The organism is Neobacillus sp. K501, assembly GCF_053749995.1.
Window position 1 is genome coordinate 729573 of the sequence record NZ_JBSLYA010000001.1, and the last position, 16918, is coordinate 746490.

Annotated in this window: 17 protein-coding genes and 1 pseudogene; 5 read left to right on the plus strand and 13 right to left on the minus strand. The window is 37.7% G+C overall.

The window, feature by feature from the left end; all coding sequences use genetic code 11:
* Positions 1–21: 21 nt before the first annotated feature.
* From ACWM35_RS03610 to ACWM35_RS03635, 6 genes are all read right to left on the minus strand, one after another.
* Positions 22–1302 (minus strand): M48 family metallopeptidase, encoded by a 1281-nt coding sequence (locus ACWM35_RS03610; RefSeq protein WP_454815561.1) that lies wholly within the window; start codon positions 1300–1302, stop codon positions 22–24.
* Positions 1303–1402: 100 nt separating this feature from the next.
* On the minus strand, positions 1403–1711 hold the full coding sequence (locus ACWM35_RS03615; RefSeq protein ID WP_454815563.1) for an AzlD domain-containing protein: 309 nt from the start codon (positions 1709–1711) through the stop codon (positions 1403–1405).
* The gene (locus ACWM35_RS03620) at positions 1701–2432 is read right to left on the minus strand and encodes an AzlC family ABC transporter permease (protein ID WP_454815565.1); all 732 of its coding nucleotides are present in this window, start codon (positions 2430–2432) and stop codon (positions 1701–1703) included. Before ACWM35_RS03620 ends, ACWM35_RS03615 begins: the two co-directional genes overlap by 11 nt.
* Before the next feature lie 126 nt (positions 2433–2558).
* Complete coding sequence (locus ACWM35_RS03625; RefSeq protein ID WP_454815567.1) at positions 2559–4115, minus strand: fatty acid--CoA ligase family protein; 1557 nt, start codon at positions 4113–4115, stop codon at positions 2559–2561.
* A gap of 201 nt (positions 4116–4316) precedes the next feature.
* Positions 4317–5198 (minus strand): glycosyltransferase family 2 protein, encoded by an 882-nt coding sequence (locus ACWM35_RS03630; RefSeq protein ID WP_454815569.1) that lies wholly within the window; start codon positions 5196–5198, stop codon positions 4317–4319.
* A gap of 120 nt (positions 5199–5318) precedes the next feature.
* The gene (locus ACWM35_RS03635; RefSeq protein ID WP_454815570.1) at positions 5319–5642 is read right to left on the minus strand and encodes a hypothetical protein; all 324 of its coding nucleotides are present in this window, start codon (positions 5640–5642) and stop codon (positions 5319–5321) included.
* A 268-nt stretch (positions 5643–5910) separates the two neighbouring features.
* On the opposite strand from ACWM35_RS03635, the gene ACWM35_RS03640 reads away from it, so the two are divergent.
* Positions 5911–6318 carry a hypothetical protein gene (locus ACWM35_RS03640; protein WP_454815572.1) on the plus strand — a complete coding sequence of 136 codons (408 nt, stop codon included), beginning with the start codon at positions 5911–5913 and terminating at the stop codon, positions 6316–6318.
* A 144-nt stretch (positions 6319–6462) separates the two neighbouring features.
* Here the strand turns inward: ACWM35_RS03640 and ACWM35_RS03645 are convergent, their stop codons facing one another.
* From ACWM35_RS03645 to ACWM35_RS03675, 7 genes and pseudogenes are all read right to left on the minus strand, one after another.
* The gene (locus ACWM35_RS03645) at positions 6463–7230 is read right to left on the minus strand and encodes a sulfite exporter TauE/SafE family protein (protein ID WP_454815574.1); all 768 of its coding nucleotides are present in this window, start codon (positions 7228–7230) and stop codon (positions 6463–6465) included.
* Positions 7208–7855 (minus strand): adenylyl-sulfate kinase, encoded by a 648-nt coding sequence (gene cysC, locus ACWM35_RS03650; protein ID WP_454815830.1) that lies wholly within the window; start codon positions 7853–7855, stop codon positions 7208–7210. The genes ACWM35_RS03645 and cysC overlap by 23 nt, the downstream gene beginning before the upstream one ends.
* A gap of 585 nt (positions 7856–8440) precedes the next feature.
* A pseudogene (locus tag ACWM35_RS03655) lies at positions 8441–8668 on the minus strand (PHP domain-containing protein); the annotation flags it as partial.
* A complete protein-coding gene (sat, locus tag ACWM35_RS03660) occupies positions 8665–9849 on the minus strand; it encodes a sulfate adenylyltransferase (RefSeq protein WP_454815576.1) in 1185 nt (394 codons plus the stop codon). The pseudogene ACWM35_RS03655 and the gene sat, both read right to left, overlap by 4 nt.
* Positions 9850–10021: 172 nt before the next feature.
* The gene (locus ACWM35_RS03665) at positions 10022–11047 is read right to left on the minus strand and encodes a glycosyltransferase family 4 protein (protein ID WP_454815578.1); all 1026 of its coding nucleotides are present in this window, start codon (positions 11045–11047) and stop codon (positions 10022–10024) included.
* Positions 11044–11757, minus strand: coding sequence for a glycosyltransferase (locus tag ACWM35_RS03670; protein ID WP_454815580.1), 714 nt, complete (start codon positions 11755–11757; stop codon positions 11044–11046). The genes ACWM35_RS03665 and ACWM35_RS03670 overlap by 4 nt, the downstream gene beginning before the upstream one ends.
* Positions 11758–12774 (minus strand): glycosyltransferase family 4 protein, encoded by a 1017-nt coding sequence (locus tag ACWM35_RS03675; RefSeq protein WP_454815582.1) that lies wholly within the window; start codon positions 12772–12774, stop codon positions 11758–11760.
* A gap of 252 nt (positions 12775–13026) precedes the next feature.
* Here ACWM35_RS03675 and ACWM35_RS03680 point away from each other — a divergent pair, with 252 nt between their 5' ends.
* The 4 genes from ACWM35_RS03680 (at position 13027) to ACWM35_RS03695 (ending at position 16917) form a co-directional block, all read left to right on the plus strand.
* Positions 13027–13773, plus strand: a complete 747-nt coding sequence (locus tag ACWM35_RS03680; protein WP_454815584.1) for a sulfotransferase domain-containing protein — start codon at positions 13027–13029, stop codon at positions 13771–13773.
* A 77-nt stretch (positions 13774–13850) separates the two neighbouring features.
* Positions 13851–14909, plus strand: coding sequence for a CotH kinase family protein (locus ACWM35_RS03685; protein WP_454815832.1), 1059 nt, complete (start codon positions 13851–13853; stop codon positions 14907–14909).
* A 197-nt stretch (positions 14910–15106) separates the two neighbouring features.
* Positions 15107–16093: a polysaccharide biosynthesis protein gene (locus ACWM35_RS03690; protein WP_454815586.1), complete on the plus strand. Its 987-nt coding sequence runs from the start codon at positions 15107–15109 to the stop codon at positions 16091–16093.
* A complete protein-coding gene (locus tag ACWM35_RS03695) occupies positions 16090–16917 on the plus strand; it encodes a dTDP-4-dehydrorhamnose reductase family protein (RefSeq protein ID WP_454815588.1) in 828 nt (275 codons plus the stop codon). Before ACWM35_RS03690 ends, ACWM35_RS03695 begins: the two co-directional genes overlap by 4 nt.
* The last annotated feature ends 1 nt before the right edge of the window (position 16918 follow it).

A 16918-nucleotide genomic window follows, 5' to 3' on the forward strand; every position in this document is an offset into this window, starting at 1 on the left:
TAAAGACCCTAATTAGGGTCTTTATTCATTCGATTTTGTTCGTTGTTTGATTTCATATTCCTCCAGCATCGAGATACGCTCAAGCATTGTTGGGTGGCTGTAACGGAAGATTTTTACTAAAAGCGGCGGATCCACTTCACTTAATCCAGACCGAGTTAACTCTTGGAAAGAAGTGATTGCTGCATTCGGATTTTTAGTCATCTCAATTGCATAGTGATCCGCACGTTTTTCCTCATAGCGGGATATTAGATTTGAAAATGGACTGGCGGCAAACATGAGCATGGACAGAATCATTAAAAACAGTGGCAGGGATCGTATATCTCGCACTTCTGTAATTTTCAACTCTTTTCCAAAGCGCGCTGTCGTCCAATTCATGATCCGATAGGTGAGATACAAACCAAGCAAAGAGAGTAGAAGATATAAGGCAATCCCAAAATATATATGCTTTTCAACATAATGACATATCTCATGGGCCATGATAAATAATATTTGGTCATCGGATAAGCGATTTAATGTCGTATCCCAAAGGACTATTCGTGCATTCGAGCCAATCCCACTCACATAAGCATTTAAAGAGTTTGTCTTTTCTGCCATATTTACTTCAAAAACATGCTCAGCAGGTATATTTGCCTTCCCGGCCATTGTTAATATTTTGGTTTCAAGCTCTTTATTTTTCAAAGGATAAAAATCATTATATAATGGGTCAATCACGATAGGCTGTAAAAACATCATAAATAAAGTAAATGGAACCGATAAAGCCCAAGCATAAAGCCACCAGCGCTTTGCACTTTTTCTCATTAGCCAATAAACAACAGAGACAATGATCAATAAGGTTCCGTAATTGATCCAAAAATCAATTAATTCATCTTTCATCCACGATGAAAAAGTTTGCGTAGAGATATTATACGATTTAGATAAGGAATAGCTTATGTAGCTTAATGGTAAGGTTGCCACAAAGGCAAAAAACGAAAGCCAAATAAGATAAATCGCTGTTTGCAGCAGCTTGTACTTAGATGAATTATCTGCCCAACGCTTGAACGCTTTGGAAAAACCAAATAGCAATATTAAGAAATAGAAAAGCCATTCAAACGGAGTGGATAGAAAAAATAATAAATTTCTAATTTTTGAGTACTCTTCACTCAGCATCAATTCCCTTGCATTTAAAAACGTGGCAGGATCTGCTTTCGACCCTTGAAATTCAAAGGGCAGGCTTGAATCTGCAAAGTAAAATAAGTACCAATAAAAAAATAACCCATATATTACATAGGCCAAAACCGCATAGAATCCCATTTTCCTAACCATGTTTGTTTTGTCCCCCTTTTTGTACAACTCCCTATTCATAGTTTAGTTAAAAACCAATGATTTAGAACCATAGAAAGGAAAAAAGCCAGTACGCACCGGCTTAAACAAAATACGAATATATAGCAAGAACAGTTATTGAGCCTAATACAACTATGATAACATTTGCACCTAAAAAGGCTGCTAAAAAGGCTGCAGCTGCTCCTAAAATTCCATACAAAATATCATCTTTTTGAAGGAAGAGTATGGCGGGAAAGATTAAGGCACCTAATGTTGCATACGGGACGTTTTTTAATACCCCTTGAATAAAGGGCGGGAGTTCCTTCCCCTTAAACAAAATAAATGGCAGCATTCTTGGTAAATAAGTCACCAAGCCCATTCCAATGATCATCCAAACGATTTCACTTTTCATCTTTTACACCTCGATGCTTTCCCTTCAACATTTCAATCCATTCGATTAGAACCGCTGAAATAATTGTCGATGTCACAATCGCCCATCCTTGTGCCATCATTTCACCGATTGTAAAAATGGTATTAAAAATGGCTGCCAGTGCGGCTAAAAACACCACTTTTACACTTTTTTTCATCGAAGGAACTAATAATCCAACAAACATGGCATAAAGGGCCACTCCCATACTCTCCTGCAGCACTTCCGGAAGAGCTGCACCGATTAAATGACCAACGCCCGTGAAAATTACCCAGCTGGAATATGCCAGTATATTCACTCCATAAATAAAACTCGTTGAAAGAGTTCCTTCTTTTGTAGCTAAGACCGAAAAGGTTTCATCGGTAATCCCAAAGGAATAGAACAGCTTTTTAGCCAGTTTGTCCTCTTCACTCTTCTCGTTTAACGCCGTTGACATGAGAAAATGTCGAATGTTTACAATAAAAGTGGTAAAGATAATTTCAAATATCCCGGTAGCATAAGCGAGAAGGCTTAATGAAATATATTGGGATGCTCCTGCATAAACAATCAAACTCATTAAAACAGATTCATAAAGAGATAACCCTGTGGTTTTGGCCAGAAGCCCAAAGGTTAAGGCAATCGGAAAATAACCAATGCCGATGCTAACTCCTGCTTGCAGTCCTTTTCTAAATTCTGAAGATTCTTTTCCTATTGCCAATTCTGTCAACTTTATTCACCTCTGTACAATATTCATTAAAAATAAATTTTAACAAATTATTTGAAAATTAGATAGAAAAAAACATGGCTTTCAATGCGGCCATGTTTTCCCTAGTGTTTAGCTCCTTTACCCTATTTAAACAGTTTGCGTCACCTGAGTTTTCAATGCTCTTCTTAGAATTTTCCCAGTTGTATTTTTAGGAAGTTCTTCTAAGAACTCAATGGATGAAGGAACTTTATACTTTGCTAAATGTTCCCGGCAATAATCTAATAATTGTTCTTCGGTAAGAGAAGGATTTTTACTGACCACAAAGCATTTGACGGCTTCCCCTTGATTTAAGTCAGGTACTCCAAGTACAGCTGCTTCAACAATATCAGGATGGTTATAAAGAACCTCTTCGACTTCACGAGGGTATACATTATATCCGCCGACAATGATCATATCTTTTTTCCGGTCGACGATATAAAAATAGCCTTCTTCATCTACTCGTGCTAAATCGCCCGTATGAAGCCAGCCATTACGGATAGCTGCAGCTGTTTCTTCAGGCAATTTATAATAACCCTTCATCACATTAGGACCGTTAACAATTAATTCGCCAACCTCACCTGCTGGAACCTCTTCACCTAGCTCATTGACAATTTTATTTTCTACATGAATGATGGATGTCCCGATAGAACCAGCTTTTCTTGGACGGTCTAGCGGGTTAAAGCAGGTAACAGGTGAAGCTTCAGATAAACCATAGCCTTCAGAAATTCGAACATTAAATTTATTTTCAAAATTATTAAGCAATGCAACTGGAAGGGAGGCACCTCCGGAAATACAAAGACGTAAAGTTTTTAGATCCTCAGTGTTCCCTTCAGGATATTGATAAAGGAAATTATACATTGTTGGAACACCTGCAAAAACAGTTGCTTCATATTCTTTTGCTAGTTCAAAGATTTCCTTAGGGCTAAACCTAGGAGCAATTAACAGGGTAGCCCCTCTCAATAATGGAGCATTTAACGCGACAGTCAAACAGAATACATGGAACATTGGCAAAGTTGTAATCACACGATCCTGGGCATTCATTTGTAAATAATCGCCAACATCACTGGCATTACTAAATAAATTCTTATGGGTAAGCATTGCACCCTTTGGTTTACCAGTCGTACCAGAAGTATAAAGAATGATCGCGACATCATCATCGTTTAACTCTGGGCCTTTAAAACTCAAGTCCCCGGATGCCACTACTTCTGAAAACGATTTCATTTTTGAGAGCAGCGTAAGGTTTTCGTTTACATGTTTAGCAATCCCATTCTCACTGGTTTCACAGAAAATAAAATTCTCCACCTTCGGTAAGGATGCATGGACTTTTTCTGCTAACGGAATGGCTATATCAAGAGCGACAACCACCTTTACATCGCCATTATTCAATATGTAGCCAATTTCATCGGCAGTATAAATCGGATTGACAGGAATTACGGTCGCCCCTAACCGTAATGCCCCATAAAGACTTATAACAAAGTGAGGGGAATTCCCCAAAAGTAATGCAACATGATCACCTTGTTTTACCCCTAATTTTTCTAGCCCTGAAGCGAATTTTGTAATCGCCCCATCAAGCTCAGCATATGATTTTCCTTCCCCCATAAAATAATAGGCTGTTTTACTTGGACAACTTTTCGCTGTTTCATGCATTTTTAATGATAAATTCATCATAACCCTCCCCTTTGAATGAATAATCATTCATTTTAATTTTCTAAATATATTATATTTAAAGAATTTTAAGTATTCAAGTATAAAGAATGAAAAATATTACTCAACTTTATTAATGAAAAACGCAAAGTCTCCTCGTACTAAATTCTTATGGTCAAATGGTAATTGATCTAAATTTTTTAATGCTACTGTGTAGAATAATTAATAATTAATTCCAAATATCCTCATATACCAGCTATCATCGTACTTTCGTTGGTTAAAATATATCTCACGTTGTTTTATAACGTTTGTTTTTAGAACCTCTGATTCTATAATTTCGGGATTGCTATGTTTAATTAGTACTCTGCATTTTGCGATTCTGTCTTCAGAAAAATGGCTATACGCCATTCTCATCATATTAAAATAAAAATCATCCCAATTTACCTTGTAAGGGTGGGCTCTTCGAAAAACATGTAAAACTTTAACAGATGGCTGGACAAAACAGCTATATCCAAATAGCCACATTTTTATTGAAAACTCTACATCTTCATATCCCCAAACTCTAAATTCACTATCAAAGCCACCAATGTCTGTAAACACCTTCTTTGATATTGCTAAGCATCCACCTGGTAGAATTGCTGTTGGAGAAATAGTTTCTTTATTCAATTGCCATTTTACTTCTAGTGCTTCATTTAAGGATTGGCCAAAACCTGTAGATATTGGATAATCCGCATTGGCGATCCCAGGAGTTGTACCGTCAGCTAAACCTTTTTGAATTGGAGCAACCAGGCCGTCTATCCAGTCATCTTCAAAGAATAGATGGGCGTCACAAAAAATAAGGTAATCTCCGCTTGCATGTTGTGCCCCTAAATTTCTTGCGCCTGCTGCACCAATTCCCTTAGTAGTGATTAATTTTATTTGACTGCTAGCAAAGCCTGGAATAAAGTCACAACCGTTATCAGTTGATCCATCATCTACTACGATAATCTCAAATGGGTACGCTGTTTTAACCCGTAGGGCGGAGTCAATAGTGTTTTTTATATTACAGCCCTCATTTTTGACTGGAATAACTAATGATACTAATGGATAATCAGTATTTCTCATTTGATCACTTCTTTCATTTTCAAATAGCAGTAAACCAAATTTAAGAGAATCAGATGTTTATGTAGACGCTAAACCAAAGGCATAATATTTGGTTTAGCTTCACCATCTCTTCGTTAGCAATTAGTTTCTTACTAGAGTTACAAATATATCAGTTGGTGTTAATACTTCAATATATCTGATTTCGAAACCATTTACTAATAGGCAATTCATAAATGCGGTAGCATCAGGTACCGGTGAAGGTGTTGGTGTTGGAAACGGTCCAGGAAAGATAGGAGGAATCATACATGGGAAAATACTTCCACCTACAAATACAGACAATAAATCATCGTTCGTTGGGTTAAATCGCAAATTGACAATATCCCCTTCATGTCGGCGGCGTCTTCTTGGATTAGTTGATTCTGTACCAGTTGTGTTCCCATTTCCTGTAGAAGAGCTACTAGCCAAATTTTCTCATCCCCTTCAATTTTAAATTAAAGTACTCTATATACTATTTTGAATAATCGTAGATGTACAGGCTAATGCATACGGTTAAGGTACATTTTTCACATTTTTTATTCCTATTTTCTATCCTTTGTTTTGATATTAGCAATAAGGCTACTATTCTTTTATATTTTTGCCTATTTATCTAAAAATGGTAGAGTACACAGGCAAAATACAAAAATACTCATATGATTTATTGATAGCCAATCCTTTTACAAAGGAGGTGTATGTTTTGCCTAGACAAATTGTGGACTTTAACGCGAGTGTACCTAGTAACTTTAGCCAATCCCTAAACCGTCCAATTCCGCAAGCACCCTCCAATATTACATTAGCTGCTTTTGGACTAGCTGTGCTTGACCCAGGTACGGATGTATTATTAATTGGCACTGTAGAAATTTCTTCCACTTTAGGGCTCCCCCAAGTAGTAATTCGTATTTTTCGGGATACTGCTGTGATCGGCACGGTCCGTGTTAATACTCTCGCTGTAAATGAAGTGAATAATGCAACCTTCCAAATAGTAGATCTAGATGCTCCTGTTGGATATCATAGTTACAGAATTACAGCCGAAGTAACAAATGCCCTTCTTAACCAGGCTGCTGCTACTGGTCCAATTACGTTTTCAGGAACAGCAATTTTATAAGAATCAAGAAGTGCCTGAATTAAAATGTCTTTAGTAAAGAAGCTAGGGAAAAGCGTTTCTTTTTCTCCAGCTTCTTTTCGACATAATTGCGGAGATATTTTAGGGCAGGATTATATACAAAATACATGTTGGTCGAGTACTGTATCAGCGAAAAAAAAGAAGAATGAGAGAAGTAATGAGCATCATGGTGATCAACATAAGCCGAATATACAAATCCGGTAATTTGAGTGTTATTCTGCTTCCTATTAAAACTCCGGGAATAGAACCCGCTATTAATTGAACAACTAGAACATAATCGATCGTGCCCAGGTATAGATGGGCTAATCCAGCCAATCCAGTAATCAGCACCCCATGTAATAGGTCTGTACCGACCAATGCAGAAGCTTTCCAGGGATAAAGCCATAATAATAGGGCAATAAACAGAGTTCCACTTCCCACTGAAGTAACGGCAACCAGAAGTCCTGTTATGAATCCTATTAATATCAAAACGGAGGTTTTCATTTCTAATATACTCTTACCAGGTAATTTATATTTCTTTGTATACAGCTGTAGAAGCATTACAATGGATATAAGAATGAATACAACAGAGATGCTTTTTGTTACAAAATTATTTAAAGTTGCTTCGTCTTCTTTCAGTAAATAGATCAAAATAAGACCTGCCATTGTCCCAGGAATACTTCCTAGGGCGACTCGAAGAAGTAAAGGGAAATCAAGCGTTTTTTGCCTCCAATGCTGCCATGCTCCAAACGACTTTGTAACTGAAGCAAAGATCAAATCAGTACCGATTGCAACTGCCGGCGACACACCAAACCCGAAAAGAAGTAGAGGGGTCATAATGATCCCTCCCCCCATACCGGTTGCCCCCACGAGTATCCCAACGAACAGCCCGCTAATCGTAATCCATGGATCCATTTGCTTTCCCCACCCCCTGGGGTGGTAAATAACCTTTAACCTGCATGTATTGCAAAACTTCTTCTAACCCTTTCATTATGGACAGCTTATCCGTTTCAATTTTAATTTCAGGATTGATAGGAGGCTCATATGGGGCGCTAATACCAGTAAAACTTATAATTTCACCCGCCCTGGATTTTTTGTACAAGCCCTTTGGATCTCTTCGCTCACACTCTTCGATTGAGCACTTCACGTAGACCTCAATAAAATCCCCTTCCGAAACAAGAGATCTAACCATGGCACGATCCGCTATATAAGGAGAAATGCTGGCAACTATTGCGATCATCCCTGCTTCCACAAACAACTTGGACACTTCCCCGATGCGTCTAATGTTCTCAGTTCGATCTTCGGGTTTAAAGGAAAGGTTTTTATTTAATCCATGGCGGATATTATCGCCATCAAGCAAAACGCACCGAATCGAGCGCTGAAATAATTCCTTCTCAATCTCTATAGCTAGTGTCGATTTTCCTGCTCCAGATAACCCTGTAAGCCATATGATAAAGCTTTTATGACCATTAAGTTGGTTACGGTCTACCTTCTCAATTTTCGTTTTTTGCCACATGACATTAATAGGCTTTGATTCCACATGATTTACTGTTTGCCAAACAAATCCGAATTGCCCTAATGAATGTTCATCATTATGAAAATCAGAGCCGCCTGTCATGATTAGCTTAAATTCATTTGCTATCTGCTGATAATTGGCATTGTCATCGTTGTTCTGCTTCCGATGCCACACTTCGATTCCATCAAATGGAAATTTCAATAATTCACGTACGATTTCATCATCACCCAGCAACTTTGGATGCGCCAATACAGCTATACCGCCTGCCCTATGAATGTGACCGATTCCTTCCTCGACGGAAAGAGTCAACTTGTCCAAAGCGCAAGGCTTCCCGTCCGCCAAATATTCATTAAATACAGTTTGGTAATCTGATACATAACCTTTTTGAACGACAGCCTTGGCAATATGTGGTCTTCCAATGACATTACCCTTACTAAATTGTTTTACATCTTCCAAAGAAAATGGCATTCCTAATTCCGTGAACTTTTCAATCATACGGAGTGCTCTTTTCTCCCTACCTTCGCGCATACGGGATAAATGCTCCGTTAATTCCTTGTTCTCAGTCACATAGTAGCCAAGGATATCAACGTTTCTCCCTTTAAATTTTGTACTTAATTCAATTCCAGCAATGATGTTAACACCGTACTCAAGTCCTGCTTGCCGCGCTTCTTCGATCCCTTCGAGAGTATCGTGATCCGTAATGGCAATCGTTTTTAATCCAGCAGCTTTTGCCATTTTTATGAGATCACGAGGAGAATATATTCCGTCGGAAGCCGTTGTATGAAGATGAAGGTCAAAATAACCTGTCTTTATAACTTGTAATAAGTCCTTTTTCATCCAACATCATCCCTTTCCTTTGAACTGTGCCCGTTACTGTAGGCTTGTCTGAGGATCTCGGCAACTTCCCTCCGGGTGAACTCGGCAGGCAGTTCCTGACCACTGCGAAGCATCTCGCGAACCTTCGTTCCACTTAGTATGTGCCGCTGATCCGTTGAATGCGGACATGTTTTACTTGAAGCCATACTTCCGCATGCCTGGCAATAGAAAGAATGTTCGAAACAAAGTGGGATGATTCCCAGCTCCTCTAGGGGGAACGATAAGAGTAACTTCTGGGCATCGTAGGTTCCATAGAAATTGCCAACCCCAGCATGGTCGCGACCAATAATGATATGAGTGCAACCGTAATTTTTTCGGCAAATGGCGTGGAAAACTGCCTCACGAGGACCAGCATACCGCATGTAGGCGGGGAAGATAGAGAGCAGAGTCCGTTCTAACGGATAGTAGTGCTGTAGAAGTGCTTCGTAGGTTTGGATCCGAACATTGGCTGGGACATCATCCGCCTTTGTATTCCCTACGAGAGGGTGTATGAGGAGACCATCCACAAGCTCAAGTGCACATTTCTGGATGTATTCATGAGCTCGGTGGATCGGATTACGGGTTTGGAAAGCTACTACTGTTTTCCATCCCTTCTCTGCTATTATCCGTCTCATTTCTACGGGATCGCAGTAATAACTGGGGAACGGGGAGGGTGGGCGTTCAATAAGTCTGATTTCTCCAGCGAGGAGCACTTCGCCCTGACTTAGCAATCTGGCCACTCCAGGATGCTTTTCATTTGTTGTTTGATAAACAAGCTCAGCTTCTCTTACTTTATCGTACAGATATTTTTCTTCTAAATATAAAATACCGAGGAGCTTCCCACTCTCGTCGGTTAAACCTATTTCTTCACCTTCAATGAGTAAATTAGCTGTCTCTATATCAACGGGTAAAGTGATTGGCAGACTCCACAGGGTGCCATTACTTAGATGCATATCATTTATTACGTGCAAATAATCTGCTTTCCCCATAAATCCTTTTAAAGGACTATATACACCTGTCGCAAGAAGAAGTAAATCGGTCTGAACCCTACTGTCAACAACAAGGCTTTTACTTTTTACAAGTCTTTTCTCAATTTCTTTCTTTTCTTCCAGAGATAATTCCAGATTCACTAGATTGCCCCGTGGTGGAATATATTGATTCACATAATACACTTCCTTTCATTTTTTGGAGGAAATTTTACTAGAGTTCGATTTTTACTATATTAAATTATTCAAAAAGGAGATATAAGAAAGGGTTAGTGACTAATTCAAAAGAAAATAGGCAAAATGCTAAAAAAAGCAGGGGAAAAACGATTAGATTTTCCCCACCCCTTTTTTAGTTTTGAATTTTTGTTATAGCTTCTTCAAATGCGGCTACGCTTTTTTCCCACGTCCAATTAGCTGCCTCCCGTTCACCTGCAAGTGCTAATCTGCTCTTTAAGGCATTGTCGTTAATAAGGCGTATAATATCCTGGAACAAACGATTCTCATAACGATAGGATAGCAGGCAATTCTCTTCATGACGACAATAATCGAGATTACCCCCGGCATAGGTGGTTACCAAAGCTGCACCGCATCTCATCGCTTCAAGACCTGGCAGGCTGGCCGTATCATACGTTGACGATATCACAAAAATATCAGTATGGTTATAGTGGTAGCATAACTCAGTGTCATTTCCCGGAGTAAAAAAACGAAAGATACCGCTGTTTTTTAATTTCTGCAAAATTAAGGAAGATGCTAATTCTTTTGGAGGACAAAATAAGTTGATAATCGCCTGAGGGTATTGCTGTTTTACTAATTTTAACTGCTCAATCAAATACTCCTGTTCGCGATGCCAGGAGTAACCCCCTTCTGGTATCCTTACGATTGCTGATATTTGCAGGGGATGATTGGGATTGCGAATGTGCAGATTTCTAAATGCTGAACTGACACCTACTGGAACAATATGCCCTTTTACTCCATGGTTTAAATAGATGATTTGCTGCTGCCATTTAGATAATACTAATAGGTTAGGCATATGATAGGTTCGAAAGGTAATATCATTATTTGGTAGAAATGTTGGCTCATAACACAAGCTCAAACGGACATGAATTCCCTTCCCATTTTCACTTGCCTTTTGAGCAGTTGGAACAAGAGTATAAAAGTTAGAAACTATGAGATCACCTTTAGGATAATCTGTTTCTAAAATTTCGTATGAAGCCGTTCGAATAATTTTCCCTTGAATCTCATACTCAAGATCACCATGTGGCGGCATAAGAATGGTTACTTTATGACCTTTCTTTACTAAGCCATTTACCAATTCCGCCAGCATTCGCTGGGCACCACCTTTGCAAAGTGTTAAAATCGGAAAAGTAATTCTCATTGTAACTCCTCCAAAATCAATTGATCTAATGCTGTCCGGTGCTTCTGTCTAACTAATTCAATCTCCTTTAGGATTTCTTGTTCATGTTTTTTTGTCCCCATGCCCTCATGGACACGATATAAAACAAGCGGTTCTTCCAAATAAAGAAAATGACATTCTTTCAGAACACGCAGCCACATATCATAATCCTGTGTATAGGGAAGAGATTCATCAAATAAACCAACCTTGGAGAAAATCTTCATTTTAAGCATAACCGTACATCCATTTATAAAGCAGCCTTTTTTCATTTGTTCAAGGAAATGAACTCGGTTTGGATAATTCAAGCCTACCGTTCCACTTAAAATGGTATTGTTCGTATCAATATAAACATAATTAGTATAACTTGCTTTGGCTTTGTGTTCTTTCATAAACATTAGCTGTTTTTCAATTTTTTGCGGTTCATACATGTCATCAGAACTAAGCCATGAGAAGTAATCACCCGTTGCATTTTGGATTCCAGTATTTAATGCACTGGCTGTACCACCATTTGATTTATCAATAAAACGATGAACCTTATTTCGGTATGGTTCAAATTTTTCTAGATGTTCCGTTGATCCATCATTGACTACGATGATTTCAATGTTTGGATAGGTTTGCCTCAAGGCACTTTCTATTGCTTGATCAACAAAAGGACAATTATAAACTGGTATAATAATGGATACTTTTTTCATTTATGATTCCGTCCTTTTTTGATAAATAAATTCTAATTTCTCTATGATTGCCTGTAAATATCGTGACTTTGTATATTTTCGAGAACTTTGTAAACCACCCTCAATCAGTTTTTTTGCTAATATATCACTGAACATGACGGATAGAATACCTGATGCAAGTGATTGTGGATTTTTTGGTAATGTGATGAAGGCACTTTCTAAGTCATTGCAGAAGTCTAACACACCGCCAGAGTCTGTCGTTATAACAGGCGTTCCACATGCCATCGCTTCAAGCGGTGGTAAGGAAAAGGCTTCAAACCAAGAAGAAGAAACAAATAAATCTGCATTACGATATAGCTCGGCCATCTCCTTTTCATCTTGAGAGGAAAAAGTTTTATAAGGAATACCTGATAAGGAAAGCTCTCTTTCTGGACAAATTAAGTGCACAATAAAAGGCCAAGGATACTCTTTCTTGACAATTTCCATGGCGTCAGCAAAATCCTGAAACCCCTTTAATTGATAATCCCCTGGGTCTCGGGCAATATATAGAATCACCTTTGGGGTGTTTCGATCAAATTCCTTTGGCTCTGTTTTGGGATAGAAGATATCAGGATCAATTCCAAGGTTGATCACTTTGCTCCTTTTGTTGACATGGTTAAAAATTTGCTCATCTAACCAGTTTGATATACTAATAATAGGAATATCATATTGATAGGTGCTGAGTGCTCCGTCTCTGTCAGGAACCCAATAGGGTTCAAATCCTAGACTCAAGCGTACTGTTTGATTCGGCCAAGCCTCAAACGCTGGTGGAACCGTTGTGTAAAAATTAGAGAGAATAATATCTCCATAGGGAATGTACTCCTTAGACAATTCTGGAATTATGGTTAATTTACAATGGACATCATATTTCACAGTACCAGTCTCGGGCATAACAATTTCTGTTTCATGACCACGGGCCTTCAACGCATTAGCTATGTCAACAAGTACCTTGCATCCCCCGCCAATATGCAAATCTCCTACGGGAATGACCACTTTCATGACTCTCCTCCTACCTTTTTTTCGATTTCCAATTATTATATGGGAATTATTTTATCTGTGTATGGTGCTCTGCCCACAAAAAACTTTTTGTGTCCTAACCCATATTTTATTAAATCAAAAACATTTCTTGTTGCTCTTCGTATACTAGTAATGAGTTTGGTGCCTGTACATTGATAATTAAATTTGCCAGACTGACCAAAAAGGGAGGGATACTACCTGAAAAAGATCAATCAATCATTACCACCATTCCTAATGTCGACGGTTCCTAAGAGCGGAACCCATTTAATGCATCAAATTCTTAATGGACTCCCAAATGTTCACAATGATATTTGGAATGCCGAAAAGAAATTCTTCATTGATCATCCTGTTCAGGATATCACGATTTTTAAAGACCATTTTTACCGTCTAGGTTTGTTACAGCCAAACGAATTTGGGGTTGGCCATATGTTCTACTCCGAAACATACGCTTATATGTTAAAAAGACTGGACCTTAAGCATATCTTTATATATCGCGATCCACGCGATGTCCTAATTTCTTTGGCATATTTTATTCCTGCAAAGTGGCAAGAACATCCACTTTACCATGATTTTAATCAAGAAAAGGTCACCCATAAACAACGAATCATGGCTTTGATACAAGGCGTAGATGGTAAATGGCCAAATTTCGATGCTTGGAATCGGCCATTTTATAAATGGATCGAGGTACCGAATATTTTAGCCATTTCTTTTGAAGAACTAATGCTTTCAAAGGAAACGAGACAAGCTGCCTTGGTTAAAATCATCAATTATCTTTGGGATGGATTACCCTTGCCGGAATCTATTGAAAGTTTAACTAAAAAAATGGAGAGTAATATTGACCCTAACAGCTCAAATACTTTCCGCAAGGGAAAAATCGGTTCATGGCGAGACGAGTTCGATTCTGAAATCAAGCAAGCTTTTAAAAAAGCAGCTGGTAAATTATTAATTGATTTTGGTTATGAAAAGGATTTCGACTGGTAATATACGCACCCTTCCTAACATGAAAAACAAGAGAGGAGCAATTATATGTGTCGAATGTTATCCCAACATATTACTTAATGATAGAAAGTAGGGATTTAGAGGATCTTCGGAATGATGTGTGGAATGATATGCCTGTACCCGCTTTTTTGAAAGTAGAAAAAAACACTTATGATATTGGTATTTCGTACAGAGGTTCCTATACACGGAAATTCCGCAAAAAACCATATTTGATTCAATTTGTTGAACCAAGATATTTTAACGGTTATCGGGAAATTCATTTAAATGCCGAATTTAAAGACCCCTCGCTTATACGCAATAAACTTTCTCTCGATTTTTTCCAAGATATTGGAGTCCTATCCCCGGAGAGCCAGTATATAAATCTATCACTAAACGACAAACATGAAGGTATCTATCTACAATTGGAATCAGTAGATGATCTGTTCTTTAAAAAGAGAGGCCTCCCCCCCGGACCGATTTATTATGCAGTCAACAATGATGCTAATTTTTCCTTAATGAGAGACAATAAGTTAAAAGTGTCACAACTCTCCGGTTATGAACGAAAAATCGGGAGTTGGGAGGATGATGCAAAGCTTGGTGAATTCATTGATAAAATAAACACAACCCCGCTATTAAAATTTCCACAAACCATTAGTGAGCATTTAAATATTGAAAAGTATTTTCGCTGGCTTAGTGGAGCAGTTTGTACCATGAATAATGATGGGTTCACACACAACTATGCTTTATACCGCAATAGTCAGACCGGGTTATATGAAGTGATCCCTTGGGATTATGATGGAACTTGGGGGCGGAAGGTCAATGGGGGTATTATGCTTTCAGACTATGTTCCCATAGAAGGTCCTCCAGGGAATTATCTTACATTTCTTATCTTGCAGGTGCCTGAATTTCGCAAACTATACCGTAATATAATGGAAGAAATTTTAGAGGTGCGATTTACAGTTAACTATTTAGAAAATAAAATTATTGCATTGCAACAAGCTATACGGCCTTCCTTTTTAGTTGATCCTTATAAACAGAAAAAAATCAGTATATTCGATCGTGAACCTGAATTTATTTTGGAGTTTATCCGTAACCGCAGCAGTTATTTGAAAAAACAGCTAACAAAATTCGATAAATAGAACAGCGATGGACCCGATCAAATCGGTTTTTTTCACCTCATTCCCAACCTCGTAATATTCTTTTTAAATATTTTTTCAGAATAATAAAACTGTCTAGAACCATCACTTCCAATAAGCATAAATTATACTAATTGAATTAGTGAACCAACTACAACTCTACTAAAAATTCTTTTAAAAAAGGAAGAGGAGGAATAAAATTGTTTCAAAATAAGACAATTCTTATTACTGGAGGGACAGGTTCCTGGGGGTATGAGTTGGTCAAACAACTACTTAACAAAAACCCTAAGGAAATCCGAATCTTTTCCAGAAATGAATTTAGTCAGGTAGAAATGAAGAGGAAATTTGATAATAAATTATTAACATTTATCATTGGAGACATTAAAGAAAAGGAAGATCTAACGAAGGCATGTATAGGTGTCGATTACATTTTTCATCTGGCTGCCTTAAAGCATGTGCCTGTCTGTGAAGCCCAGCCAATTGAAGCATTAAAAACGAATGTAATTGGTACCCAAAATGTCATCGATGCTGCACTTGTTAATCAAGTGAAATCAGTGATATATATTTCAACTGATAAAGCGGCAAGTCCTTCAAATTTTTATGGGATGACCAAATCCATTGGGGAAAAACTGATTATCCACGCAAATACGCTTTCATCTGGTACCAAATTTGTTTGTGTACGTGGCGGTAATGTTCTGGGGACAAACGGAAGTGTCATCCATGTATTTAAAGATCAAATTATGCTGAAAAATCAAGTTGGGATAACGGATAGCAAGATGACAAGATTTTTTCTCACCTTAGAAGATGCTATTAATCTTCTATTTAAGGCTACTTATGAAAGTGTAGGCGGGGAAATCTTTGTCATGAAAATGCCAACGTGTAAAATCATCGATTTAGCACAGGTCCTGATTGAATTGATGGGTAAAAAAGATGTTGAATTTGTTGAACTTGGGATTAGACCGGGAGAAAAAATTCATGAAATTCTATTTTCTGAATATGAAAGTCAATACACAATCTATTTTGATAATGATTATTATGTTATTCTTCCGACCATTGAGATACCGCAATTAAAGCAACATTATGCAAACTATCAGATTGTTACAATGAAAGATTACCATTCCAATCAATCACTGATGTCTAAAGACGAAATTAAAGACCTCTTAATTAAAGGAGGCTTTATTGAATGAAGATCTTAGTACTAGGTGGAAACGGGATGGCTGGACATATCATCGCACAATATTTTAAAAATTGTTCAACATATACAGTTTTTTCAACTAGTCGTGATAGTTCTATACCAGATACGTTTTTACTGGATGTCAGAGATCAAAGAATGTTAGAAGAAATAATTGATTCTATAAAACCAGACGTTGTGATAAATTGTGTTGGAATTTTAAATGAACAAGCAAGTCAAAATCCATTAAGTGCCCTTCTTGTTAATAGTTTATTACCACATACTTTAGCAAAGTTAATGGATCGTTACGGGGGGCGGTTAATTCATATCAGCACAGACTGTGTTTTCTCAGGCATAAAAGGAGATTATGCGGAGAATGATCCTCTAGACGGACAAACTGTTTATGCCAAAACGAAATCATTGGGTGAAGTAATAGGATCAAATCATTTAACAATTCGAACATCGATTGTCGGTCCCGAAATTAGAGGAAATGGGATCGGTTTAATGAATTGGTTTATGCAGCAAAACGGTGAAATTAAAGGATATGTGAATGTGTTTTGGAATGGCGTTACTACATTAGAGCTTGCTAAAGCGATTCATAAGATGATTGAGCAGAATATTACAGGCTTATACCATCTTACTGCTCCTCAAAAAATATCAAAATATGAATTGCTGGAGTTATTTAAAATAGTGTTTAAAAAGGAAGATGTTGTCATTACTCCTGATGAAACAATTAAATCTGATAAAACGCTAAAAAATACGCGCAAAGACTTTATATATCATGTTCCCGTTTACAAACAAATGCTGGTTGAATTACGAGATTGGTTGGATCAGGAGTGAA